Origin of the sequence: Pelagerythrobacter marinus, assembly GCF_034375205.1 — a bacterium.
In the GTDB taxonomy this organism is placed as follows: domain Bacteria; phylum Pseudomonadota; class Alphaproteobacteria; order Sphingomonadales; family Sphingomonadaceae; genus Pelagerythrobacter; species Pelagerythrobacter marinus.
This window is the reverse complement of record NZ_CP139719.1, coordinates 1,758,190-1,781,279: the sequence shown is the minus strand read 5'-3', so window position 1 is coordinate 1,781,279 and position 23,090 is coordinate 1,758,190. Positions and strand designations below refer to the sequence as shown.

The 23,090-nt window shown below is 61.1% G+C and carries 31 protein-coding genes and 1 pseudogene; 20 read left to right on the top strand and 12 right to left on the bottom strand.

Annotated elements, in window-relative coordinates; translation table 11 throughout:
• The first annotated feature begins 4 nt into the window (after window positions 1-4).
• The 16 genes and pseudogenes from T8T98_RS08580 (at window position 5) to T8T98_RS08510 (ending at window position 11,217) form a co-directional block, all read left to right on the top strand.
• On the top strand, window positions 5-715 hold the full coding sequence (locus tag T8T98_RS08580; protein WP_322295550.1) for a tail fiber domain-containing protein: 711 nt from the start codon (window positions 5-7) through the stop codon (window positions 713-715).
• Window positions 715-1,278 (top strand): hypothetical protein, encoded by a 564-nt coding sequence (locus tag T8T98_RS08575; RefSeq protein WP_322295549.1) that lies wholly within the window; start codon window positions 715-717, stop codon window positions 1,276-1,278. The genes T8T98_RS08580 and T8T98_RS08575 overlap by 1 nt, the downstream gene beginning before the upstream one ends.
• Window positions 1,253-1,597, top strand: coding sequence for a hypothetical protein (locus T8T98_RS08570; protein WP_322295548.1), 345 nt, complete (start codon window positions 1,253-1,255; stop codon window positions 1,595-1,597). The genes T8T98_RS08575 and T8T98_RS08570 overlap by 26 nt, the downstream gene beginning before the upstream one ends.
• Window positions 1,597-4,548, top strand: a complete 2,952-nt coding sequence (locus tag T8T98_RS08565) for a hypothetical protein (RefSeq protein WP_322295547.1) — start codon at window positions 1,597-1,599, stop codon at window positions 4,546-4,548. Before T8T98_RS08570 ends, T8T98_RS08565 begins: the two co-directional genes overlap by 1 nt.
• A 130-nt stretch (window positions 4,549-4,678) precedes the next feature.
• A complete protein-coding gene (locus T8T98_RS08560) occupies window positions 4,679-5,014 on the top strand; it encodes a hypothetical protein (RefSeq protein ID WP_322295546.1) in 336 nt (111 codons plus the stop codon).
• Window positions 5,015-5,046: 32 nt separating this feature from the next.
• Window positions 5,047-5,322: pseudogene (locus tag T8T98_RS16335) on the top strand (NUMOD4 domain-containing protein); the annotation flags it as partial.
• Window positions 5,323-5,331: 9 nt separating this feature from the next.
• The gene (locus tag T8T98_RS08555; RefSeq protein ID WP_322295545.1) at window positions 5,332-5,742 is read left to right on the top strand and encodes an HNH endonuclease signature motif containing protein; all 411 of its coding nucleotides are present in this window, start codon (window positions 5,332-5,334) and stop codon (window positions 5,740-5,742) included.
• A gap of 59 nt (window positions 5,743-5,801) precedes the next feature.
• The gene (locus T8T98_RS08550) at window positions 5,802-6,254 is read left to right on the top strand and encodes a hypothetical protein (protein ID WP_322295544.1); all 453 of its coding nucleotides are present in this window, start codon (window positions 5,802-5,804) and stop codon (window positions 6,252-6,254) included.
• Window positions 6,251-8,164, top strand: a complete 1,914-nt coding sequence (locus T8T98_RS08545; protein ID WP_322295543.1) for a glycosyl hydrolase family 28-related protein — start codon at window positions 6,251-6,253, stop codon at window positions 8,162-8,164. Before T8T98_RS08550 ends, T8T98_RS08545 begins: the two co-directional genes overlap by 4 nt.
• Before the next feature lie 115 nt (window positions 8,165-8,279).
• Entirely contained in the window at window positions 8,280-8,495 is a 216-nt protein-coding gene (locus T8T98_RS08540) for a hypothetical protein (RefSeq protein WP_160732425.1), read from the top strand.
• On the top strand, window positions 8,495-9,697 hold the full coding sequence (locus tag T8T98_RS08535) for a helix-turn-helix domain-containing protein (RefSeq protein ID WP_322295542.1): 1,203 nt from the start codon (window positions 8,495-8,497) through the stop codon (window positions 9,695-9,697). The genes T8T98_RS08540 and T8T98_RS08535 overlap by 1 nt, the downstream gene beginning before the upstream one ends.
• The gene (locus T8T98_RS08530; protein ID WP_322295541.1) at window positions 9,694-9,816 is read left to right on the top strand and encodes a hypothetical protein; all 123 of its coding nucleotides are present in this window, start codon (window positions 9,694-9,696) and stop codon (window positions 9,814-9,816) included. The genes T8T98_RS08535 and T8T98_RS08530 overlap by 4 nt, the downstream gene beginning before the upstream one ends.
• Window positions 9,809-9,991, top strand: coding sequence for a hypothetical protein (locus T8T98_RS08525; protein WP_322295540.1), 183 nt, complete (start codon window positions 9,809-9,811; stop codon window positions 9,989-9,991). The genes T8T98_RS08530 and T8T98_RS08525 overlap by 8 nt, the downstream gene beginning before the upstream one ends.
• A 64-nt stretch (window positions 9,992-10,055) precedes the next feature.
• Window positions 10,056-10,604, top strand: coding sequence for a glycoside hydrolase family 108 protein (locus T8T98_RS08520; RefSeq protein ID WP_322295539.1), 549 nt, complete (start codon window positions 10,056-10,058; stop codon window positions 10,602-10,604).
• Window positions 10,601-10,924 carry a hypothetical protein gene (locus T8T98_RS08515; RefSeq protein ID WP_322295538.1) on the top strand — a complete coding sequence of 108 codons (324 nt, stop codon included), beginning with the start codon at window positions 10,601-10,603 and terminating at the stop codon, window positions 10,922-10,924. The genes T8T98_RS08520 and T8T98_RS08515 overlap by 4 nt, the downstream gene beginning before the upstream one ends.
• The gene (locus T8T98_RS08510) at window positions 10,921-11,217 is read left to right on the top strand and encodes a hypothetical protein (protein WP_322295537.1); all 297 of its coding nucleotides are present in this window, start codon (window positions 10,921-10,923) and stop codon (window positions 11,215-11,217) included. Before T8T98_RS08515 ends, T8T98_RS08510 begins: the two co-directional genes overlap by 4 nt.
• Window positions 11,218-11,239: 22 nt before the next feature.
• On the opposite strand, the gene T8T98_RS08505 is transcribed toward T8T98_RS08510, so the two are convergent.
• From T8T98_RS08505 to T8T98_RS08480, 6 genes are read right to left on the bottom strand one after another with little or no spacing between them, the layout of a single operon-like run.
• Window positions 11,240-11,698: a DUF2493 domain-containing protein gene (locus tag T8T98_RS08505; RefSeq protein WP_322295905.1), complete on the bottom strand. Its 459-nt coding sequence runs from the start codon at window positions 11,696-11,698 to the stop codon at window positions 11,240-11,242.
• Window positions 11,634-11,786 (bottom strand): hypothetical protein, encoded by a 153-nt coding sequence (locus tag T8T98_RS08500; RefSeq protein WP_322295911.1) that lies wholly within the window; start codon window positions 11,784-11,786, stop codon window positions 11,634-11,636. Before T8T98_RS08500 ends, T8T98_RS08505 begins: the two co-directional genes overlap by 65 nt.
• Window positions 11,787-11,807: 21 nt before the next feature.
• A complete protein-coding gene (locus T8T98_RS08495; RefSeq protein ID WP_322295536.1) occupies window positions 11,808-11,954 on the bottom strand; it encodes a hypothetical protein in 147 nt (48 codons plus the stop codon).
• Between the two features lie 14 nt (window positions 11,955-11,968).
• Window positions 11,969-12,178, bottom strand: coding sequence for a hypothetical protein (locus T8T98_RS08490; protein WP_322295535.1), 210 nt, complete (start codon window positions 12,176-12,178; stop codon window positions 11,969-11,971).
• A complete protein-coding gene (locus T8T98_RS08485) occupies window positions 12,175-12,378 on the bottom strand; it encodes a hypothetical protein (RefSeq protein ID WP_322295534.1) in 204 nt (67 codons plus the stop codon). The genes T8T98_RS08490 and T8T98_RS08485 overlap by 4 nt, the downstream gene beginning before the upstream one ends.
• The gene (locus tag T8T98_RS08480; protein WP_322295533.1) at window positions 12,371-12,559 is read right to left on the bottom strand and encodes a hypothetical protein; all 189 of its coding nucleotides are present in this window, start codon (window positions 12,557-12,559) and stop codon (window positions 12,371-12,373) included. Before T8T98_RS08480 ends, T8T98_RS08485 begins: the two co-directional genes overlap by 8 nt.
• Here T8T98_RS08480 and T8T98_RS08475 point away from each other — a divergent pair.
• Entirely contained in the window at window positions 12,558-13,064 is a 507-nt protein-coding gene (locus tag T8T98_RS08475; protein WP_322295532.1) for a hypothetical protein, read from the top strand. The two genes, T8T98_RS08480 and T8T98_RS08475, sit on opposite strands and share 2 nt — an antisense overlap.
• A 930-nt stretch (window positions 13,065-13,994) precedes the next feature.
• Here the strand turns inward: T8T98_RS08475 and T8T98_RS08470 are convergent.
• From T8T98_RS08470 to T8T98_RS08455, 4 genes are read right to left on the bottom strand one after another with little or no spacing between them, the layout of a single operon-like run.
• Window positions 13,995-14,249 (bottom strand): hypothetical protein, encoded by a 255-nt coding sequence (locus T8T98_RS08470; RefSeq protein WP_160732430.1) that lies wholly within the window; start codon window positions 14,247-14,249, stop codon window positions 13,995-13,997.
• Complete coding sequence (locus T8T98_RS08465; protein WP_160732431.1) at window positions 14,242-14,391, bottom strand: hypothetical protein; 150 nt, start codon at window positions 14,389-14,391, stop codon at window positions 14,242-14,244. The genes T8T98_RS08470 and T8T98_RS08465 overlap by 8 nt, the downstream gene beginning before the upstream one ends.
• Window positions 14,392-14,412: 21 nt before the next feature.
• Window positions 14,413-14,679 carry a hypothetical protein gene (locus T8T98_RS08460; RefSeq protein WP_322295531.1) on the bottom strand — a complete coding sequence of 89 codons (267 nt, stop codon included), beginning with the start codon at window positions 14,677-14,679 and terminating at the stop codon, window positions 14,413-14,415.
• A 10-nt stretch (window positions 14,680-14,689) separates the two neighbouring features.
• Window positions 14,690-15,076: a Lar family restriction alleviation protein gene (locus tag T8T98_RS08455; RefSeq protein WP_322295530.1), complete on the bottom strand. Its 387-nt coding sequence runs from the start codon at window positions 15,074-15,076 to the stop codon at window positions 14,690-14,692.
• Between the two features lie 568 nt (window positions 15,077-15,644).
• Between T8T98_RS08455 and T8T98_RS08450 the strand changes: the two genes are divergently transcribed.
• Window positions 15,645-16,898, top strand: coding sequence for a tyrosine-type recombinase/integrase (locus tag T8T98_RS08450; RefSeq protein WP_224800986.1), 1,254 nt, complete (start codon window positions 15,645-15,647; stop codon window positions 16,896-16,898).
• A 7-nt stretch (window positions 16,899-16,905) separates the two neighbouring features.
• Here T8T98_RS08450 and T8T98_RS08445 read toward each other — a convergent pair whose 3' ends face one another.
• The gene (locus T8T98_RS08445; protein ID WP_224800987.1) at window positions 16,906-17,109 is read right to left on the bottom strand and encodes a DUF5818 domain-containing protein; all 204 of its coding nucleotides are present in this window, start codon (window positions 17,107-17,109) and stop codon (window positions 16,906-16,908) included.
• On the bottom strand, window positions 17,106-17,690 hold the full coding sequence (locus tag T8T98_RS08440; protein WP_224800988.1) for a lytic transglycosylase domain-containing protein: 585 nt from the start codon (window positions 17,688-17,690) through the stop codon (window positions 17,106-17,108). The genes T8T98_RS08445 and T8T98_RS08440 overlap by 4 nt, the downstream gene beginning before the upstream one ends.
• Window positions 17,691-17,835: 145 nt before the next feature.
• Here T8T98_RS08440 and T8T98_RS08435 point away from each other — a divergent pair, with 145 nt between their 5' ends.
• Window positions 17,836-18,750 (top strand): DUF7146 domain-containing protein, encoded by a 915-nt coding sequence (locus tag T8T98_RS08435; RefSeq protein WP_224800989.1) that lies wholly within the window; start codon window positions 17,836-17,838, stop codon window positions 18,748-18,750.
• A 76-nt stretch (window positions 18,751-18,826) separates the two neighbouring features.
• Window positions 18,827-23,074: a strawberry notch-like NTP hydrolase domain-containing protein gene (locus tag T8T98_RS08430; protein ID WP_322295529.1), complete on the top strand. Its 4,248-nt coding sequence runs from the start codon at window positions 18,827-18,829 to the stop codon at window positions 23,072-23,074.
• Window positions 23,075-23,090 lie beyond the last annotated feature (16 nt).

The following is a 23,090-nucleotide window of genomic DNA, read 5'->3' as shown; positions in this document are numbered from 1 at the left end:
CAACATGCTGGGCCTGCATGAAGACCTGCTGGCCCGGTTCCGCGACGGCGACCCGACGATTGACGCGGCAAAGGGCTATCTCACCGACACGCTGACCGGCGACCCGACGCAGAACCCCTATCTTGACGATATGATCGCGCAGACGAACGACAGCGTTCGCAACCAGCTTCAGGCGAAGATGGGCACGCGAGGGCTTACCGGCGGTTCGGATTATTACGGCCTGATCGGGCGCGAGCTGGCGAAGAACGAAACCGGCCTGCGCTATACCGACTATGACAAGGCGATGGATCGCAAGACGCAGGCGGCCGGACTGGCCCCGGGCGTCACGGCGGCGGAGTATATCCCGGTCGCGGGTGCGATGGAGGCGGGCCAGGCGGGCGCGATGCTGCCGCTTCAGGGCGCGCTTGCCAACTCTGCTGGCGTTGGCGGGCTGTTGGGCCAGTATCAGAACGTGAAGGGCACGCAAAAGCAATCCGGCAGTTTCATGGACATGCTCGGCATGGGGCTTCAGGCGGCAAGCATGTTCAGCGACCGGCGACTGAAAACCGACGTTCGCCGTGTTGGGCGGACTGACGCGGGCACCCCGATCTACACCTATCGCTACGGCGGCGAAGGGCCATTCCATATGGGCGTCATGGCCGACGAGGTGAACGAAAACGCGCTCGGCCCGGTCGTCGATGGCTTCGCAACCGTCCGGTATGAGGAGGTGGCCTAATGGCTATCGGCTTCAGGAGCGCCCGTAAGGGCCTGTTCGGCGCGCCACGGGACACGCAAATGCCCCCCATTGCCCCTCAGCCGACTCCACAGGGCGAATACGGGCTTGGTTTCCAGCAACCGGAAGCGAAGCCCGGCCTCGGCACCCGCCTGCTGGGCGAGGGGTGGGAGGACAAGGCGTTCGCGGTGGGCGGGCTGATGCGCGGCGACCCCTCGGGGGCCTACATGCTTCAGCAGCGCAAGGACATGGCGGCCCAGCAAGCGGCGCAGGCTGCGGCTGAGCAGCGCAAGCGGGCGGCCGATCTGGCGGACTGGCGGTGGAAGCAGGACTACCAGCGCGAGAATCCCGGCGGAACCGCTTTGCAGCGCAATTACGAATGGCTCAGGGAAACCAATCCCGACGCTGCCGACGCTTACCTTGAACGCATGACTTCCAATTACGAATACCGCCAAGGGCCTGACGGTCGGTTCTACCGGATCGACATTGCTGAACAGCCTGCGCGACCGGTTGGGGGCCTCAAGCCAATGGGAGGCACCGGTGGCAACGCCGGTGGCGGGTTTTGATGCCGATTTCGACCCGCTGGGGTGGGCGCGTCAGCAGGGATTTACCCCGACCAGTGGTTTCCGCACGCAAGCGCATCAGGACGCGCTGCGGGCACAGGGGCTGACGAAAACGCGGCATAGCTCGCACACGCGCGGCGATGCACTGGATCTCGCGGTTCCTAAGGGAATGACGAAGGCCCAAGCTATCGCGATGGTGCAGCGTCAATATCCGGGGGCCAAGGCCATCCCGAGTAACGGTAATTCAATTCACGTCACCTTCCCGGGTTGGGGGAAGGCACCGGACGTTAGCGGTTCGCGCCGCAGATATGGGGGACGCTGATGCCTCGTTTTGTCGATGATGCTGGCAACATTTGGGAGGCGTCGGGGCCGAATGACCCGAACCCCGTGTTTGTCTCAGGCCCGCAGTCGCAGATGCCGGCCGATCCGACGTATCAGTATGAAGGGCCGCAAGCCGCGGCGAACGTGGACAAGACGCAGACCGACATCGTTGATACGGTCGAGGATAACCGTCGCGAAGACGCGAAGCTTGAGGCCGATCTTTTCCAGCGTGGCCTACGTCGAAATCCGCAGACCGGCTCTATCGAGTATATCCCGGGATGGCAGCCGCGCGACAGCGATAAGCCCGCCACAGTAATCGCGCAGGAGGAAAAGAAGGAGGGCAAGCGCCAGAAGGCCGATGTCGTGCGCGCGATCATGCGGCAAACCATCGACTTCTACAAGCAAGACCTAAGGGGGCAGCCAGCAAGTCGGGCGTTCGGCGCAACGGAATACCTGCCCCTGCCTCGCAACGAGCGCTTCACTGAAAACGCTCAGGCAATGCTTTCGCTTATCCGCCCGATGGTGGCGATGGGCGCGAAGGATGGGGATTCCGACAAGGAAATGCAGGTCTTCCTGTCCTATATCCCGAATGCGTCCGATAGCGACATCACCATTGAGGCCAAGCTCCGCAACCTTGAGCGACTGCTAAACGGTGTTGTGGACGGCAGAAATCCTTCGGAGGTCGATCTCAGCCGCGACAGTGACACCCCCTATGTGGATGGCCTGCTTAACGAGCTTGGGCCGCCGCCCAAGGATCGTGGTGGCCTCACGGGGCCGGGCTTGGCGCAGGGTGGCGATGCCGAGAAATCCATCCCGATCCCCGAGGCGATGCAGTCCGAACATGCGGCCTACCTCCGTCAGAATTGGGGGCAGATCGACCCGCAGGCCTATGCGAATTTCCGTGCAGGGCTTGACCGCAAGTATGGCTTCGAGCCTCGGCCCGACGCCTACCGTGCGATTGTGGGCGATTTGAACAATCGCGCCGCGCAGGGTGGATCACCGGACGGCTTGGCTATTCCGCCGGTCAATGCGGAGATGGACGGCCTGGAGCAGGTGAACGCTTCGCTCTTTAACAACCGTCTGGGGGGATTCGCGTTCGGGCTGGGGGATCAGCTGGGCCTCGCAGATGAGATGGCGGGGGGCGTGCGATCGCTCATCCACGGCACTGATTACGATGTCGAAGTGGCGCGTGCCAATGCCATGAAGAACGCCATGCAGGACGCCTACGCGGGGGAGAACCTTGCTGGCAATCTGTCCGGGGCCATTCTGTCCGGTGCCGCGATTGCTAAAGCCTTTCCGCAGGCGAGCGCGATGCTGGCCGGGAACACCAAGCGGGCAATCGGCACCGGCTCGGCATTCGGGGCGGCCACCGGCGCAGGTGAGAACAACGACAATCGAGCGATGGGCGGCGCTTTGGGCCTCGGTCTAGGTGTGGCAGGCGGGGCCGCTGGTGCCGCAGCAGCGCCGGTTGTGCGCTCGGCAATGGACACGAGGCTGGGTCAGGCGGCAAGTCGGGTTGGCAGGGGCGCGTGGAACCGAACGGCCGGCGCAGTCGCACCGTCTATGCGGGTTGCGGCAGATCCGAACGTCCCGCAGATGCGTCAAGGCGAAAGCTTGCTCCCCGCCGACGTGCTGGACGAGGCCGTTAGCAACCTAACGGATGCTGACAACTATGGACTGCCCTATTCTCTGGCGGACGCCGACCCCAAGCTGCGGACGCTTGCCGGATCGGTTTCGCGTCGCTCGCCAGAGGCGCGCCAGTTGGCTGAGAATATTTTCGAGCCTCGCGCGCGGGGGCAGGCAGATCGTCTTGTAGACGCGGTGGACACGCGACTTGCCCCGGTGGCCAACGTTGAGCAGCGTGGCGCAGAGCTATTGCGGGCCGGCGATCAGGCGGCGGGACCGTATTACAACCTTGCATTCGACAAGGCGGGGCCGGTGGATCCACAGATCGCGGCAATGCTCGAAACCCCGGCCGGTCGCGCTGCGCTCTCTCATGCGCGCACCATCGCGGCCAATCGGGGGCTGGATCCGAACAAGCTCGGCTTCGATCTCGACGAGCAGGGCGAGGTTGTTCTGCGTTCTGTCCCGTCCTATGAAACGCTTCAGCTCGTCAAGCGCGGCCTCGACGCGCACCTTGACAGCTTCCGCGACCAGTTCGGCAATCTGAATGTCCGGGGGAACCCCCTCGCTCAGTCAGTGGTGGATTTGCAGGGGCGCCTTAACTCTCGCCTCGGTGATTTGAACCCCAACTACGCCGAGGGTAACCGGGTGTGGTCGCAATATGCTCAACGCAAGGATGCTCTCGACCAGGGGTATAACGTTCTTCCCAAAAACGCGGTGCCTCAACGTCAATTCGATGATGCACTTTCGCGGATGGGGCCGGAACAAATGGACGAGGCGCGGACCGGTTACGCCACTGCGATGGCGGATCAGGCCGACCGCCTGCGGTATTCGGGCAATCCGTATGATGCGGTGTATGGAGCACCGGTCCAGCAGGCGAAGGTGTCGCGTCTGTTCCCCGATGGAGCGCGCGACTTCGACCGCATTTATGGGCTTGAGCGCGACATGGCAAAGACCCGCCATGAGACGCTTGGCGGCTCACCTACGGCCGCCCGCCTTGCTTCGGATGCTCAGTTCGATAACGGCGCGATGGAAGTCGGCACGAATATCGCGGCCGACTTGGCCGGCGGTGGCGGCGCGTTCACCGGGCGGCAGGCATTCGGTAAGATCCTGCAAACGGCCTCGGACGCTCTTCGAACGAAGGGCAGCAAGGCAAAGGCGGATGCAATCGCCCCGGTTCTGTTTGAGCCCAATCCGCGCCTTACGCTCGATTACCTCGGAGATCTGCGAAAGAGGAAGGCGCAGCAGACGAAGCGCGCCAAGGAGTTCCGCCGTAAAACAGGGCTATTCGGCTCCATCGTCCCCAGTGCTTTCCTTGGGGCCGAATAGGCTCAACCCCAGGACAAAACCGAAGGCCCCGAGGGCGATACCGACCATCTCTAGTAGATCCATCTGATCTACATACCACAACCTAGCAGCCGCTCCAATACGGGGCGGCTTTTTCGTTTGGAGCGCCGCAATGTCCTTCAGCGACTACAGCCTGACGCCCTCGAACAACCTGACGATCGATGGGCAGTCCATTGCCGAGGGGACCACCTCTCCGGGCACGATCAATCTGGCGATCAGGCAACTCATGTCCGATGGGCGCGAGTTGTCCGATCAGGTAAATGCTATCGACCTGTCTGGTTATGCCCCCCTGAGCTCCCCTGTCTTCACCGGGCAGCCGACATACACTGGGCGGGGGGCCTTCCTGCACCACAACAACAGCGCGAACCTGTCGGGCCGCCTGTTCGTGCAGGCCGAAGGGGCGGCCGTGCCCACGATGGCAAACGGGGATATCCTAGCGACTTATTAGACACGCAACGCCCCCCGTTCTATAAGAACGGAATGAGAACGAAGAAATGCGCTGCATGCGGAGAGGACCGTCTGGCCTCCGAGTTTTCGCCTTACAAGACAAACTCGGACGGGCTTTATTCCTACTGCCGCCCATGCGCCCGCGCCAAGCAAAGAAAGCCCCGCCCGCCAATCACTAATCTTCCTGGGGAGGAATGGAGGCCGATTCCCGGATGGGAAGACCTATACCACGTCAGCAACATGGGCAGGGTGAAGGCGCTGCCCCGCTCGACCCCGACGCGGAACCGGTGGGGTGCCGCGATATATAACCGCCCGGCAATGATTATGAAGCTCACCCCAACCAAACACTTCGGGCACCTGACTGTGGGCCTCGACCGCAATGGCGAAAAAAGGCGGTACCTCGTGCATCGGTTGGTTTGTGAGGCCTTCCACGGCCCCTGTCCGCCGGACAAGCGACATTGTGCACACTGGGATGGCGATCCGACGAACAACAATTCTGAGAACCTTCGCTGGGCGACGGTCAAGGAAAATGCGGAAGATACGCGAAGGCATGGCAATCTCCGCGTCGGGGAGGACAGTAATCTTTCCCGACTGACCGAGACGCAGGTTTTGGAGATACGAGCTAAGGCGGCAGCGGGGCGGTCGGGCTACTCTCTCGGTAAGGAATATGGGATCAGTAGCACGGGCGCACTGAAGATTATTAGGCGAGAAAACTGGAAGCACATTTAAGGGGGCTTCGAAATGAAAAGACTGAGGGAGCGGCCTGCGGGCCGCTTTTTTTGTGCCTGATGTCCCTGCAAATCCGCGACGCGGGCACGCTCCGCACGATCACGAGACTGACTATCCGGCAGGCGGGGGTCAACCGCAGCATTCGCACCTTGAAGGTCATGGATGGCGGCGTGTTGCGGACGGTTGCGATCTTTGCCGACCCGCTCGCTGTCACGGCACCCGATACGAACGGGCATCAGGACAGCTCGACCGTCATAACCAACCTTATCACTGCCACGCCAAGCGGCGGCTTCAGCCCCTACACCTATGCGTGGTCGCTAATCGCCAATGGCGGCGCAAGTCCTTCAACTGCGACCGCCCCGACTAGCGCAGGCACCAGCTTTAGCAAAAGCGGCCTGATCCCGGGCCAGACTGTGACAGACACCTGGCGCGTCACTGTGACCGACTCCCTCGGCCAGACCGCCTCTCACGACATTTCCGCGACATTCACCAGGGGGACCGGTGGCGCATGAACAAGTATTATGAAACCCTGACGAACCAGCGCGGCGACGTGCTGTTCGGTTATCGCGCGCAAGTGGTCGATGACACCGGCGCGATCGTGGACATTTATCAGGACCGCTCGGGCACGCGCTTTACCGATAGCGCGGGCAACATCGTCAACTATGCGACATCCGATGACGACACCGGCATGGTGCAGTTCTACTGGACCGCCGCGACTGGGCAGCTGTTGCAAATCCTCGACCCGGGTGGCGACCTTGCGCGCCCTCCGATTGAAGGGTTTGCCGACAACTACGTTCTCAGCAACCTGCCGGGCGATATTCCGCAGAGCGCAGTCACCGACCTGACCACCGACCTGGATGCGAAAGAAAACTCGGCCGACCTAGCCGCGTCCAGTGGTGCAGGTCGCGTTGGCTGGAGCGACAGCGGCGCGGGGGCCACCCTGCGGGACGTGGAAGCCAAGCTGCGCGAACGTCCTTCGGTTCTCGACTACGGCGCGGACTCGACGGGGGCGGCGGACAGCACGGCGGCTTTCGTGGCTGCCTATGACGCGCACAAGGGCAAGGAAATCCGCATCCCCGATGGGACCTACACCCTCTCCCCTGGGGCCATGAAGTTGAACGCCGCAGGAACGCGATGGGTCGGGGCCTCTAAGTCCAGCACGATCATAAAGGCTGCGTCGGGTGCCACTGGCGCGATTTGTCAGAACACTAATTCGGCGTTCGGATCTACCGCTTATTGCGGGGTCGAGAAGCTGCATTTCGATCTTAACGGTGAGGACTGCATAGCGGTTGATCTCGCCAGTGTTAATAACGCTGTGGTGCGCGATTGCTCGTTTACGGGCGGCGCGGGGTTCGGAAGTCCGACCACCACGGGCGGTTCTGCCGTGGTTACGCTATCCGGTGCGGGGGGGAATAACACGTCTCGGGTCAGGGCTGGGCAGTCGGTTTTCGGCCCCCATATTCCCGCCGGGACGACCGTTCTATCCGTAGATAGCGCAACGCAATTCACCATGTCTGCCAACGCAACGGGCGCGGGCCAGCCTGTCTATTGCGCGGGCGGGATTAGCGTCAGGTGTTCGGCTCCTCTTGATGCTGCCTCCTACACTAACTCCATCATGGACTGCGCGGCGATATATATGAAGCGTTCGTTTGTGGCCGAAGATGCGGCAAACGAAAACAGCTTCTTCAACTGTGAGGCCATCGCCTGCGATTTTGGTTTCGACGTTGAAAATGGTGTCGATACAATTGGCATCACCAGGGGGCGCGCGGAAGGCTGCCGGGTCGGGCTGAGAACCGGGGGGCGCGAAACCGCTTGTGTCGGGGTTCGATTTGAGGCGAGCCAGGCCGCTGATGTTGAATTTGCGGCGGGATGCACCCGGCCTTCGTTCCTGTCCTGCCATACCGCGACAAGCCCGGTGGTGTTTCTCAATCCGGCAAACTCCACGGGCCTTTATTCCCGTGGCGGGACGTTCCCCCAAAGGGATATCGAGCCGAACACCTCCAATCCCGTTCTCCACGCTGCGCGGCAGACGTTCGCGGCGGCGGGGTCGTCCCCCGCCTCGTCCACGGCGAGCACGGGATATTCGGCATATTTCCAGGACTTTGCTCTGTTCAGGAGCCAGATCGCAATTGAGTGGGAGAATTACAACGGCGGTAGCCCTGACAACAGGATTGTCTTCGCGAGTGCCGACACCAGCGATAACATCAATATTTCCGCTTATCGGCGCAAGACGGGGACTTATGGCAATGTGAACCTCAGTCAGCGGCTGTCCGCCCGCCCGGATGGCCTGTATTACACTGGAACAAAGGTTCTGGGCGCGCAACAGCCCGCAATTGCTGACGATGCCAGCGGTGCCCCCAATCAGGCGACCCTCAATGAGGTTATAGCGGCACTTCGCAACCATGGGATAATCGCGTCATGACGACGCTCGAATCCCGCTTTCTTATCAGCCTTTTGGCCGTTGCCGCGCTTAGCTCGCTGGCCGCCTGCGCTTTCGTCTGGGGGAGGTGCAGGTGAAAATGACACAGGGGGAGCGCTTGGCCCGCATCGAAACTTTGCTCGAAGAAGGTGTGGTCAAGCGCATCGACGAATTGAGCGCCGACATGAAGGCCATTCGCGCCGATCTCGATACCGACAAGGCGGAACTGGCCCAGTTGAAGAACCGGGGTATCGGCCTGCTGGTGGGGGTTGGCCTCGCCGGTGGGGCCGCCGGTGCCGGGTTCATGAAGCTCTGGCAGGGGATATTCGGATAATGGCCACACCTCGGCTAAGCGACGAACAGCTTTTAGAGGCCCTTCGCGTCGTCTCTGAATATGGCAGCATTGCGGAGGCGGCCCGCCGGTTGAGCATGCCGCGCCAGACTCTTTCCGATCAAGTCCATAAGGCGAGGGAAAGATTCCAAACCGGCGATGAATTGAAGGCCGACATTCAAGAGCGGGTCGCCGATGGCTTTGAGCTTCGCGGCTATTCCCAATTCACGAAAACACAGACTGGCGAGCCGATATGGCTCAAGACGCGCAAAGCGGAACGTGACTATTGGGATGGGGTCGCCCGCGCAATTGAACGGGTGAAGCCGATTGACCCTGCGCGCATTCCGGCCGCCCCGGACGAACCCGATGAAGACGTAATCCCGTGGCTGCAAATCGGGGATGCACATATCGGGATGCTTGCCAGCGAGGTGGAGACGGGAGCGAATTTCGACATCGCGATTGGCAAGCGCGAGATCATGGAAGCCGCCGCCGCTTTGATCGATGCAGCGCCGAATTGCGAGCGCATGGTTATCAACGACCTTGGCGACGGGACGCATTTCGAGACGTTCAAGGCGGAAACCGAAGCGAGCGGGCACGCGGTGGATCAAGACACCCGCTACTGGAAAATGATCGACGCCTACCTGGAGATCAGCGAGTTCATTTGCGAGCGCGCGCTGGCGAAGGCGCAGAAAGTGGATCTGCTCTATAATCAGGGCAATCACTCGCGGTCGAACGATGTTTGGATGGCGGCACACATGCGGTCGCTCCACCGGAACAACCCGCGCGTGACTGTCCTGCCGAACGAAAGCCCCTTCATCGCCTATCGTATGGGCAAGACGCTGGTGGTCGTCCACCATGGCGACAAGGCCAAGCCCGAAAAGTTCCGCGACGTGGCTTCAAGCGATTTCAGCGCGGACTGGGGCGAAACCGAGTTCCGCTATCTCGACGGCGGGCACGTCCACCATTCGCAGCGCAAAGAGCTGGCCGGGTGCGTGTTCGAAAGCTGGAACAACCTCGCGCCCCGCGACAAGTATGCCCACGACGGGGGCTGGCGCTCAAAGCAGTGCATGAGCCTTGTCCTGCGATCCCGCCGCTACGGCGACCGGGGGCGGATCGTCATGCCTATCGAGATGGTGCGCGACCGCATTCTTGAAAAGCACCCCGACCACTACACCCCGCCGCAAATGAGGGCCTTCGCAGCATGATCGACCGTCTCACATTCTGGCTTGGCGAAGACGCCGAGGACGCATGGCAAGCCCACCTCGACCAGTGCGAGGCGGATGCCGAACAGCAGCGCCAGCGCAGGGAGGAAATCGATGAGTGACACCTCTATCGCCCTTGTCCAGCGCGCCGGGATGGTCGTGCAGGAATTGCCCCTGTCCGATCGCACGGCCGGGATCGTGGGGCTGCTGGGCCTGCTGATAATCAACATCGCCCGCACGTCGCCATCCGATCAGGCGGAAGCTGCCGAACAAATCGTGAAACTGATGCGAGAATGACGATGGACTGGCTCGCCACCGCGATTGCCGAAGCCCTCGCGCAACTGGGAAGGGAGATGGGGCTGTGACCGTAGATGAGATGATCGACGGCATTATCGAGCGCGAGGCGGGCTTTGTCGATCACCCGTCCGATCCCGGCGGCGCAACCCGGTGGGGCATTACGCAGCGCGTGGCCCGCAAGAACGGCTATCACGGCGACATGCGGACGCTGCCGCAGGAAACGGCTCGCGAGATCTACAAGCGCGAATACGTCGCCAAGCCGGGCTTTCTCGGCATCGCGGAGATCGACCCGTTCGTTGCCGAGGAGGTAATTGATAGCGGGGTGAACGCCGGGCAGTTTCGCGCGGCCAAGTGGTTTCAGCAAGCCCTGAACGTCCTGAACCGGCGCGGCAGGGACTACGCCGATATCGCCGTAGATGGGGAGATTGGCCCGCGCACCCTTGGCGCGTTCAAGGCACTTCGCCAGCGGCGCGGAGAGGCCAAGGCACGGCAGCTGATGCTCAAGACCCTGAACGGTCTGCAATTCATGCACTACTACAAGCTGGCCGATGGCGGGACGAAGTTCGAGGATTTCTTTGTCGGGTGGATCGACCACCGTGTAGGTGCGCTGTGAAGGCCCTAGCGGCCATTGCGGCCGGTCTATCGGTAGCATCGGCCGCGCCGGTCGAGCGCCCCTATTTCGCCGGAATGCCGCCTGAGCGGTTTCAGGGGGAAGGGGTGGCAATCGTCATGTTTGCAGACGACGTGAACGATCATTGCCCGTTGGGGGTGCCTGCCGGTTACACCCTGCTGGGATGCGCGTTTCAGGTTGAGGGAACGCCGGTGCTGGTGCTGCCGAACCCGTGCCCGATGGGGGACGTGGAGTTGTTCGCGCGGATTGCCTGCCACGAGCTGGGGCATCGAAACGGGTGGAGCGGAGGGCACGAGCTATGAAACTGTGGCTTGCCTGTCTTAGCCTGACCCGCGCTCAGGTGCGGTCGCTCTACTCTATCGCCATGCTGGCCGGCATCATTGCCTTTTGCGGGGCAGGGGCCGTGCTGCTGTGGTTTGCCTATGACGCTGCGCTGTTCAATCCGCAGTGGTTTAGGCTGGCAACCGAAGCGATCCGCTACATCTTTGCCCTGATCGCCATGTTCGCAGCTATCGTAGCCCTGACCGTGTTCGGAGCGGATTACTTCAAGGCGAAGTATGGGGATGCGGAGATTGAGGCGGGAGGACGGGATTAGTTATTGCTTGGCGGGTGGCGAATTAGCGAAGGTCCCACACGGGCACGCCGCTCTGCCCCAAGCGCCAAACCATGTCGGCTGTCCCATTGCCGCCGGGAAACGCGATAGCCGAATCCGGCTTCCCCTCATCTATCATCTGCTGGTTCCGCCGCGTGCCAGCCTTGGCGTCATATTTACTGCCATCTCTGCGTGACCGAATCACCGCGTCCGGGTGTGAAAGATCGGTCCAGTTCGCAGGAAACTTCCGCACCGGTATTCCCCGCGCCTCGGCCCAGTCTCGGCAAAGGCTGTCTGCGCCCGTAGCCTCGCCCTCTATGAGCAATGCTATGCCGTGCTTCTTATTCACCGCGCCTAATGCACGATCCACAAGCGATGCGTCGGAAAAGTTCCGTCCGCCAGTCACAACTAACCGTCGCTCAGCCACGCTCTTCACTCGCTTTCTGCCCGCAAAGGCGCTCGACAGTAATCTCCGGCGGATCATCGCGATGGTGATAGACGCGCAGGAACCGGCCATCGTAGTGCATCCGCGGCGGCCTCCACGTCACTCGATAGGTGGTTTCCTCGCTCATTCCCTGCTCGCTTTCTGTCTCTTAACGAGGCGGTCCATGATCTTTCTCCGCTCTTTGCGCTTTTAACATTCGCTTACGGCATCGGTCATAAACGCGCCGGTATTGAGCGTTCAATTCTGCCTTGCTCGCCTTGATTTTTGCCACCTCGGCGCGGTCGGCGTCGTCCATGTAGGCGCGCCAGTTCATGCAGCGTTTGGCCCGTCTGGATTGTCATATATAATGTTCAATCCTTCGGACGTTATGTGGCTTATACGGTAGGGGCCGTCCGAAAGATGCAGCATTAAATGTCGGGCGGCATCACGTGGCTGCCAATCAGGTCCAAGGCTGTCGGCAATCACATACTCGATCCAGTCCTCTAGGTTCTGCTCGAAAAAGCGCGACATATCTGTCATCGGAAATACTCCTCGGATTGAATGTCGTTACAACGCGCTTTGGCCTGCGCCAACATGGTGCAACGGAAAATCTCTGGCGAGGCTTTGCCCGCCTTGATTTCTGCGTCGGTCACGCCCTCTGCATCGAAGACGGCATAGCCGCCCTCGACCTTGCGGATGCAGAAACGGGAGAGATCCCCGTAGAAGACGGCCTTAGCCATTGGCCGCCTCCACAACCTGCGTGAACGAAAAGATGCGATGGCATCCGTTGTCGTCGAGGCGGTAGCCGCGCTCGCCCGTAGAGAACGGAAAATCGCCCGCGCCAGGAATGACCGTGAGGCCGATAACGCGGATGCCCTTGCGAGCGAGAGCGCGCTTCGTGGCGGAAGAAAAATCGTTCATGGAAACCTCCTTTCGGGGAATGGGCGGAATTGCCCGGTTCCATGTGGATCGTCGCTCTCTATGTCCACTCTTATATGGTGGAAATCCGCCTATTGCAAGCGGAAAATGCATTTATTTTTGCTTGACCATATCTCGGGAACATGGCAAGAACATAGCGAAAGGAAGTGCGATGCTTGGACTATGGGCGAACGGAGCGCTGAACGTCCTGCGCTCGATCCCGCGCGAGGTGTGGCTTATCGCCGCTGCCGTGCTGGCGCTGTGGCTATGGGGCAATCATCGCGAGGCCAGCGGGCGGGCCGAGGAGCGCGCCGAATGGATCGCCAAGTTGGAACAGGCCGAAGCCGAGGCCAAGGCTCGTGCCGAACGCGCGGCCAGGGCAGCCGACGAACAGGAACGCGAACGCGCTGCCGAGTTCGAGGCCGAACAGGAATCATTGCGGGAGATCATCGATGAAGCGGAAAGCACTGGCGCTAACCCTCTCGATAGCCTTGTGCGCCTGTGGTGAGCCGCTGGAGCTAAACCCGCCGCCCCCGCCTGCCGACAAGCTGGAGTGTGCGAAATTGCCCTCTCCACCCGCTGTAGAGCCGCTAGAGGCGTTTCAGGCATCCAATGGGGCGCTGGTCTATCCGAAGAGCCAAGTGGACGCCAGAGACGCTGCAATCGCCCGCTGGATCGTGGAACTACGCGGGGCTTGGTTTGATTGCTCGTCGCGCGTGGAGTGGATGCGGGACTATTACGATTGAACGGTCTTGCCCGGTATGGCATGTTAGACGGATGTTAACCGTGGACACCATGCTGACCGTGGCGGTGGCTCTATTGGGAGCGTTCACGGTGGCGGGCATCGGGCTTTTCCGCTCCTCTCGCTCCAAGCGCAGGCGCAGGTAGGGTTACCCCGTTATCTTCGGCATCGTAAACGCGGCCCAAGCGAAGAACGCTGCCCCGGCCACCAGCAACAGGGCAAAGGCAAACCGCGCGATCTTGTTCCCCCTGTCATGATCGGGGTTCGGAACGAAAGCGGCCACCCCCATGGCAATGCCCCATAAGAGACAGCACACGGCGGTAACGGAGAGGGCAACGTCAGGGATGGCTAGTCTCTCGTATCGTCTCTGCCTCTAGGGCAAGCATGGTCAGTATAAGATACTCTCTCATGCGTCCCTTACGGAAGGCAAGACGAGCGCGGGCCAGGATGTTTTCTCGAATCATGGCCTGCGGTCTATGCAGGGTGGGGGCGTGTAGGAAAGTGTTTTAGGCGCGGCGTCACAACGATAGGAGATCACCATGCGCGAAGGCGTCGGCAGTATGACAGGCGAAGGCTGGGGCGGCGATTAGCCCGGCAGCTCCGGTCCCACCTCGATCCGCTCAGCCCTATGGGAATAGATCACCACCGCTAACCCCAGGATAATCAGGGTTCCTAATACGCCTATAAGAGTGCGGCTCACTTGGCGGCTTCGATCACGGCGCGGTAGATGCGGAGAACGTCTCGCTCGGGATCGTCTGAGTCTAGGCACCAGTTATCCAAGCCTCTCTCCACCATCGCTTCCGTAGGCTCCACAGGCAACACAACAAGCCCTGCTTGCTTGAAGAACGCCAGCAGCTTCTTCGCCTGTGGTTCGTAGGACCAATCTTCGTCGCAGCCCTCGGGATCGCTTTCCCGTAACCCTCTCGCTATCACCTCTCTAAGATCAGTCATATTTGCCGTCCTCCTTGTGGTGGTCGAGGCGTTCAATATGCGCGGCGACATTCCATGCGGCCATTTCGTCTAGTCCGATGACGCTTGGAAAAGTCCGCAGCCACGCCACAATCGCAGCCCGTTCGCGTTCTGCCTCAGTCATCGCTCTATTCTCCCTTACCGATCATTCAGGGCGGGTAACCGCGATCTCCGTTGGCGACCACTCGTTGCCTTCTAGGCGTATCTCTGCCCGAACAAGATCGTCACTCGAATACTCCCCGGCAGCGCGCATCATATCGCGCATCCCGGCCATGCTATTCGGCGCAAAGCCCGAAATAACCGGGCCGTCGCTCGGAATGATACGCCAGAAAAAGCGCCCGCTGTGCTGCATCCGGGCGGCAATGTAGGGGATCGCTACCCCTTCTTCGGTGTCATTGGCTGCATTACGCACGATGTCTCTCCTATTGTTCGCTGGTGGCTTTGCGGTGAGAGGCGAGGGCTTTGCGAAGGTCGCTGTCGATATCCCCGACGCGAACGAGCAATTCGGCCTTCGGGTCGTTGGACTCGATTGCGCGACGAAGCATGTGTGCGTCACTCTGCGCTACTTCCATCGCTTCCACCAGCTCCTGCACTGCTTCTGACTGTGCGGCGGCACGCGTGTTCCAAAGTTTTCCGGCGGCGTCCCACGCTTCTTTTGTTTCGGGGTCGCCGTTCTCGGCATACGGTCCTGCACCACACTGACTGCAGACAAAATAGACATTCGCCGGAGGTGAGCGGTGGTTATAGCTATGGGCTATTTCTCTCGCTCCGCAAAACGGGCACGGCTTGAGCGTCACTTCATCCTTCATGTCAGTTATCCTTCTTGCTGGGGGAGAGGTGAAGCATCGCGGCTTTGCTTGCGCGCTCCATTGCCCTGCGTTGCTGCCGAGTAGCGGGATAGGGAGGCCCGAGGGGTTTTCCGTATTTGCGGCGGGGGCGCTTGTGCTCTCGACCGCTGCCGCTCATTGCGGCAAGCGCCGCCAGTCCAGCGAATTGGGCAAGGTCAACTCTCATCGGACGCTCCATTGCTGGGGGAGAGGCGGGCGATCTCGGCGCGCAGCGGGTTTACACACCAACGGGCGCTATCCGTAAATGCCGGGAACATAGGGTGATCGTTTACAGAAAAGGCGCGTAAAAACAACGCGACATGAGAAATCATAATCCGCGTGTCGGGGGTTCGAGTCCCTCCTCCGCTACCAATCTCGAATCCGCATGGGTTCGCTTGCTTCCGCATACATCCGTAAACTTCAATTAAAACAGAATGATGTGAGTGATTCGCGTCCGCTTGCGTGCGCATGCATTCGCTTGAAGCCGGATTTGGTGTGGGGGTATTTTGGGGGTATTTTCCGGGGGTAGCGAAAAGGAGCGATACCCCCAATGGCCTTGAGTGAGATTCAGATCAAAAAAGCGAAGGCGGCTGAGCGTCCATACAAGCTTGCGGATGGGGAGGGATTATTCCTCCTGGTGCAAAAGAACGGCTCGAAGCTCTGGCGGCTGAAATACCGGTACCACGGGAAGGAGAAGCTGCTTTCTTTCGGTGCCTACCCCGAAGTCGGAATAGCGGCCGCAAGAGAACTCAAGAGAGCTGCCAAGGGTGTGCTGGCCGAAGGCAGGGACCCGATGGTTCACAAACCGGGTCGGGACTTCGAAGAGGCTAAGACCTTCAGGGCGATTGCCACCATGTGGCATGAGAACAGAGCAAGTAGTCTCAATCCCGCCCATGCGAAGCGCGTGTGGTCGCGGATGGAGCAGGACGTGCTTCCTGTCTTAGGCGAGCTCATGATGCATGAGATAACTCCACCAGAAGTCCTGAAGGTCATTCGGAAGATCGAGGAGCGCGGCGCGCTCGACATCAGTCGACGGGCCAAGCAATGCATTGGTCAGGTATTCCAGTTCGCGATTGCCAGCGGACTTTGCGATTCCGATCCAACGGCGCATCTTCGGGGGGCTTTGAAGCCACGTCCTCGGGTCAAGCATATGGCGAAGCTGCCTCTGGCACAGCTACCCGAACTCATCATCAAGATGGAGCGATACCAGGAAGAGGGTGAGAGACGATCCGAAATTACGCGGGCGGCATTGACCTTTGCTCTTCTTACATGGGTCCGGACCAAGGAACTCCGGTTCGCCAAGAAGCACGAGTTTGAAGGTCTAGTCGGAGATTTACCAGTTTGGCGCATTGGCGCTGATCGGATGAAAATGGGCCGCGAGCATATCGTGCCTTTGTCGCGACAAGCCGCTTCTCTTGCTCAAGATATGATCAGCAAGTCCGAAGGCGAATACGTCTTTCCAGGCCAGAAGCCCAAGATGCCGCTTTCCGAGAATACGATGATCTATGGCCTCTATCGCCTCGGTTACCACGGGCGACAAACTGTTCACGGCTTCAGGGGTCTGGCGAGCACCTGGGCGAATGAGCAGCTGGTCGAGGTCGGCGAACCACCGATGTGGATCCGCAGATATCATGAAGACTGGGTCGAACTGCAATTGGCACACAGCGAAGAGAACGAGGTTCGCGGGGCATACAATGCTGCCGAATATCTCGCTCCCCGTCGTGCAATGCTGCAGGATTGGGCAGACTTCCTCGATTCCATCGGCGGCAAAGCGCAAAACATTGCTGTTTTGAGAGCCGCTTGACCTGCTCCTAGGCGGGCACCTGCCCCAGCCATTCGACGCGAAGGCGGTCGAACCCGACAACGATACCCTCTGCGGTAACCTCAAATCCAAAGTCGTTGTTTGAGGGTTCGTAGTCTTCGAGAACCCAATGATCTCCGGCATCGGTTACAATTACGGCTCCCCGAGGAAGGTGCTCGAGCCGTCCGCTGATCCTTTTCCGATTCGTAGTCATATCGAACCGTATGCCATCCATCGGTCGACAACGCTCTTCACATATCCAGGTGTTTCACGATTTTTCGGTATCCCGCCGGCTCGCGACACAGCGCCGGGTCCAGCATTGTATGCGGCCAGCGCGAGATGGATCGCACCGAAGCGCTCTAGCATCTGCTTCAGATACCGCGCGCCGCCATCGATGTTCTCAGCCGGATCGTGGCGATTGCTGACACCAAGTTCTCTTGCCGTTCCCGGCATGAGTTGAGCGAGCCCAGCGGCGCCAGCCGGACTGATTGCCATCGGGTTGAACCGCGATTCCTGCCAAATCAGGGCCTGAAGCAGTCGAGGCGGCAATTGGTATCGCGCTTCAGCTTGCCGGATGAGTGGCTCATACAAGGCTTCCTTGAAGCTTCTATCGATATAGGCCGCGCCGCCATCTGGCTTGTCCAAGTGGATTGCAGTCGGGTTGAAAGCGCGCCCTTTGTCGGTTGTAACCTCAACTGTGCCGAGGTCATGGTCGAAGACCTGAAACTCCTGCGCGTGCGCGGATCCCGAAATCGCAATCGCGAGCGCACCGCAACCGCAAGCCACCAGAGACATTCGCATTGAATTACCTTTCACCTTGCCTCGATCCGCAAGAGAACATAAATAGAACGAATGGGTGTAGGAAAACGTTTTTTTGCGAGTTTATCCGAGAGGAGAGGGGTTCGTCTGGAAGGGGCAATTGTGAGGCGATGGAGCCGGTATGCCTGTTTCGAATTCAACCCTGTCACGTACCTCGCTTGAGGACACCGCCCGCAACATCTGCGAAAGCCGAGGGGGCAAATGGTCAGGCACAAAGGGGATGGCCTGCTGCCCCGCACACGAAGACCGCACACCTTCGCTCGGCGTGACGCTCGGCCGAAAGGCTATTCTCTTCCATTGTTTTGCGGGCTGCGATCAGCAGAGCGTGCTTTCCGCTCTGGCACGCGAAGGTTTCGAGGTGGCCAGGTTTTTCTCGGGTTCTTCGGCCGAGGATCAGCTCGAGCCAACCAGGGTGCGCAAACCCTCGGCAGCAGCGTTGAGGATCTGGCGCGAAGCAGAACCATTGGGTGGCAGTCCGGCGAAGGCCTACCTTGAGAGCCGCGGCATCCTGGCCGCATCTTCAGCTCTTCGCTTTCATCCACGCACGCCACTCGGGCCGAAAGGACGGACCCGTTTTCTTCCCGCTATGATTGCGGCGGTCAGCCTCGACGAGGGGCCAATCGCGATCCACCGCACATTTTTGTCCGTCGAGGGCTCAACCAAGGCAGCCTTCGAAAAGCCAAAGCGCGCGCTTGGCTCGCTCGGTGAAGCTGCTGTCCGTCTCTTTGCTCCGGTTTCCGGGAAGCTCGGCCTTGCCGAGGGGATCGAGAGCGCGTTGTCAGCCTATGCGCTCACCGGCATTCCCGTTTGGGCGACCCTCGGGAATGAGCGCTTCGGTCTCGTGAGCGTGCCCGAGACCGTGACCGAACTCCACCTCTTCGTCGATCACGATGCTGGCGGCAAGTTGGCCGCTTCTCGTGCCCTGGCCGCCTATGCCCGCGATGGACGCACGATCCACGTTCGCAAGCCGTCATCACGCGGTACCGATTGGAACGATGAACTTACAGCATGGCTGCACCGCAAGGCGGCACAGTAAGAGGAGAGAGGGCTTCTCGAATTCCTGATCCGGCAGAGGGCGTGTCCCGATGCCCCCATCAGGAGGACGAATTGCCATGTTTCAATCAGACCTGTTTCCAGCTGGCGAGCAGTTGTCGTCAGTGCCATTGGCCTACGCCATCGGCACCAGGATTGCCGAGCTTCTTGCTTCGGGACGTCATCTTACCCGCGCTGACATTTCCGGGCTGTTCGCCGACAAGACCGGCGTCATGGACTGGGGAAGCGCCTGGACCATCGACGACTACAACAACGCGGTCGAGATCGGCGCACTGCTCTGGCTGCGAGAGTCTTCTCGCATCGGTCTGGCGACAAGCATTCACGAAGCAGAAGCACGTTTTGACTGGCTCGAAGCAGCCTTGCCGCCGCGGCACGTTCGCAGCGAAGCACAGGTCGAGCTCCAACAATTCTCGACCCCGCCAATGCTGACCTGGCTGATGGCAAAGGCCGCAGCTGTCTCTGCGCAAGACACCCTACTCGAGCCGTCCGCAGGCAATGGTGCCCTTGCACTTTGGGGCAGCGTTGAGAACGCTTCGCTGCTCCTCAACGAGATCGACCCGGCAAGACGAGACAGCCTAGGCCATATCTTCCCCACGCACGCAATCACTGCGCATGACGGGGAACTGATTGCCGACCTGAATCGCGGTCCTGTACCGTCGGTCGTGTTGATGAACCCGCCGTTCGCCCGCAGCCAGGAACGCGGCAAGGATGGCGAGACGGCGCAGCGCCACCTTCGTAGTGCAATCCGAGCCGCTGCCGCTGGTGCGAGGATAGTCGCCATCATGCCCGAAGGCTTCGATGCTTCCGCTTTCGCCAAAGCACAGGACGAAACGTCGCTCCTGCTCAATGTCCGCTTGGAGCAGATGTTTCGCCGGACAGGGACGGGGATTGCCGTTCGCCTGGTCGTGATCGACAAGGTGCCTTCTGCGCCTGAGCCAGCGATCACCGGAGATACCTGCGACCTGATCGCGCTCCACGAGCTTGTCACCGCGCTTCCGCGCCGCGCGCAAACATCCGCCAGCCTCCATCGCCTGTCAGTCGGAAAGCCAGTGCGCCTCGTTGGCAAGACTTCGACCCGACCTACGCCGGTTCGACCGATGGCGCCGTTCGCCTCGACACCAGCAGCCACGGCGAATGCGATCGACCTTGCCTATTCGGTCCTCGCCGACCCCGCGCCTGTGCCCGAACAGGCAGGCATCTACCTGCCTTACCGCCCCAGCCGCATCATGTTCGAGGATGCGCCGGTTCATCCCACCCCGCTCGTGGAATCGGTCGCCATGGGTTCGGTCGCAGCACCCCAGCCGGACGTCACACCGCGCCTTCCCGCTTGCTGCCAGGCCGAGGGCCTTCTGTCCGAAGCGCAATGCGAGACACTGGTCTACGCTGCCCAGGCATTTGCGCGCGATCTTTCGGGTCAGTTCAAGGTGAGCCAGGAAGGCACCTCGCTGGAACTCTCCGAGGACGGACACTCCTACCGCCAGGGCTTCTTCCTTGGCGACGGGACCGGAGCTGGCAAGGGTCGCCAGATCGCGGGCGTCATGATGGACCGCTGGCTCTCGGGCGAACGCCGCCATGTGTGGATCACCAAGAACGAGGCACTGCTCGAAGATGCGCGCCGCGACTGGGAAGCGCTTGGCGGGCTCCCGCTCGATATTCAGCCACTCTCCCGATGGAAGCTCGGAACTCCAGTGACGATGCCCGAGGGTATACTGTTCGTCACCTATCCAACGCTGCGTTCGGGACGCGCCGAGGACACGAGGCTCGATCAGATCCTTGCTTGGGCCGCCGAAGATTTCGAGGGCGTGATCGCCTTCGACGAAGCGCACGCCATGGCGAACGCGCTCGGCTCCTCTTCCAGCCGCGGCAACACCAAAGGATCGGAACAGGGGATGGCAGGGCTCAGGCTTCAGAACCGCCTGCCGCGCGCTCGCGTGCTGTACGCTTCTGCTACCGGCGCGTCTGACATTGCCAACCTCGGTTACACCTCCCGGCTTGGCCTGTGGGGACCCGAGACCGCCTTTCCGACCCACGAGGCGTTCATGACCGAGATCCGAGCTGGCGGCGTTGCGGCGATGGAACTCGTCGCCCGCGACCTCAAGGCCCAGGGGCTCTATCTCGCTCGCGCACTGTCCTTCGCTGGGGTCGAGTACGAGATCCTTGAGCACAGCCTGACCGAAGCGCAGGTGCGGATCTACGATGCCTATGCCGATGCCTGGGCGATCATTCACCGCAACCTCGAAGCTGCGCTCGAAGCAACCCGCGTGGTCGACGAGGACAGCGGCGATACGCTCAACCGCAATGCCAAGGCTGCAGCGCTGTCGATCTTCGAAGGCACCAAGCAGCGCTTCTTTGCCCAGCTCCTGCTTTCGATGAAACTGCCGAGCCTGATCCCCGCGATGGAAGCAGAGCTTGGCGAAGACCATTCGGTAGTCGTGCAGCTGGTTTCGACCGCGGAAGCCATGCTCGACCGACGCCTCGCCGACCTCACCGTGGAAGAACGCGAAGCGCTCGATATCGATCTGTCCCCGCGTGAATACGTCATCGACTATCTCGCCAAGAGCTTTCCGGTGCGATTGATGCAGGTCTTCGCCGACGAGGAGGGTAACCTGCGTTCCGAGGCAATGAGCGACGAGGAGGGCAATCCCGTTTTCTGCCCGCGCGCCGTCGCCGCGCGCGATGCGCTGATCGAGCAGCTCTGCGCGCTGCCGCCCATCGCAACAGCACTCGACGCGATCATCGAGCACTTCGGAACCGACGCCGTGGCCGAAGTCACGGGTCGGACCCGCAGGCTTGTACTGGGCCGTGATGGTCACCAGCGTCTCGAACGGCGAAGCCCCAGTGCCAATGTCGCCGAAGCGCAAAGCTTTATGGAAGGCACTAAGCGCATCCTGGTCTTCTCGGACGCTGGCGGCACGGGTCGATCCTACCATGCCGATCTTGGCTGCCGTAACCAGCAGCGCCGGGTTCATTTCCTGCTCGAGCCGGGCTGGCGCGCCGACAACGCCATCCAGGGTCTCGGTCGCACGAACCGCACCAATCAGGCCTCGGCCCCGCTGTTCCGGCCGGTAACCACCGACGTGAAGGGCGAGCGCCGCTTCATCTCGACCATTGCGCGAAGGCTCGACGCATTGGGCGCGCTAACGCGCGGCCAGCGCCAGACGGGCGGTCAGAACCTGTTCGACCCGGCCGACAATCTCGAAAGCGACTATGCGCGCGACGCGCTCAGCCGCTGGTTCCAGCTGCTCTACGAGGGCAAGCTCGAAGCCACGAGCTTCGCCAACTTCGTCGAGCGCACCGGCCTCCGGCTTGAAAATCCCGATGGCGGATTGACCGACAATCTCCCGACGATCCAGCGCTGGCTGAATCGCATCCTCGCGCTTCCGATCGCGCTGCAGAATGCCATATTCGAGGAATATCTTGGCCTCGTCGAAGCACGGATTGAAGCCGCGCGCGAAGCTGGAACGCTCGACCAGGGGCTGGAAACCGTGAGGGTCGATCACTTCACGGTCCTCGCCGATGAGCTCCTGCGCACAGATCCCGTGACCGGTGCCGAGACCCGCCTCGTCTCGCTCGAAGTGACAAGGCACCTTCGGCCCCTAAGCTTGCAGCGCCTGGTGCGGATGCACGAGATCGGCAGCTCACACGCGATACCGATGCGCAATACCCGCTCGGGCAAGGTCGCACTGTCGGTTCCAGCCCGGCGTCTCATCGCCGACGACGGCGCCGTAATCGAACGTCGGCGCCTGCTGCGCCCGCTTAACTCCGTAAACTGGACACTTGAGGCACTCGGTGAAAGCCACTGGGAGGAAATTGGCGTCACCGCATTCACCAGTACCTGGCGGGCCGAGGAAGAAGAGGCTGCCGCGTCACCGGTGACCGAGCGCGTCCATCTCGCCACCGGACTGCTGCTTCCGGTCTGGAAGCGCTTGCCCGGCGATCATGTCCGCGTCACCCGGCTCGTTGCCGAGGACGGCCAGTCGATCATTGGCCGCGAAGTGCTCGATATCGATCTCGCTGCGATTGCCGAGACCTTTGGTCTTTCCGGGGTTACCGGACCATCGGCAGAGCAGATCGGCGACCTGGTCATCGCCAGCGGAAAACCGCTGGGCCTTGCGAGCCACGATCCACTCACCGTGAAGCGATCGCTGGTCGGCGGCGAACAGCGCCTTGAACTGACCGGATTTTCGCCGGATCGGCTCGACTGGTACAAGGGCAAAGGCTGCTTCACCGAGATCATCCGCTACCGCACGCGCCTGTTCGTCCCGGTGTCGAATGCCTCGTCGGTTCTCCCCGCGCTTGCCGCCTGATCCCTCGGGCAGACCC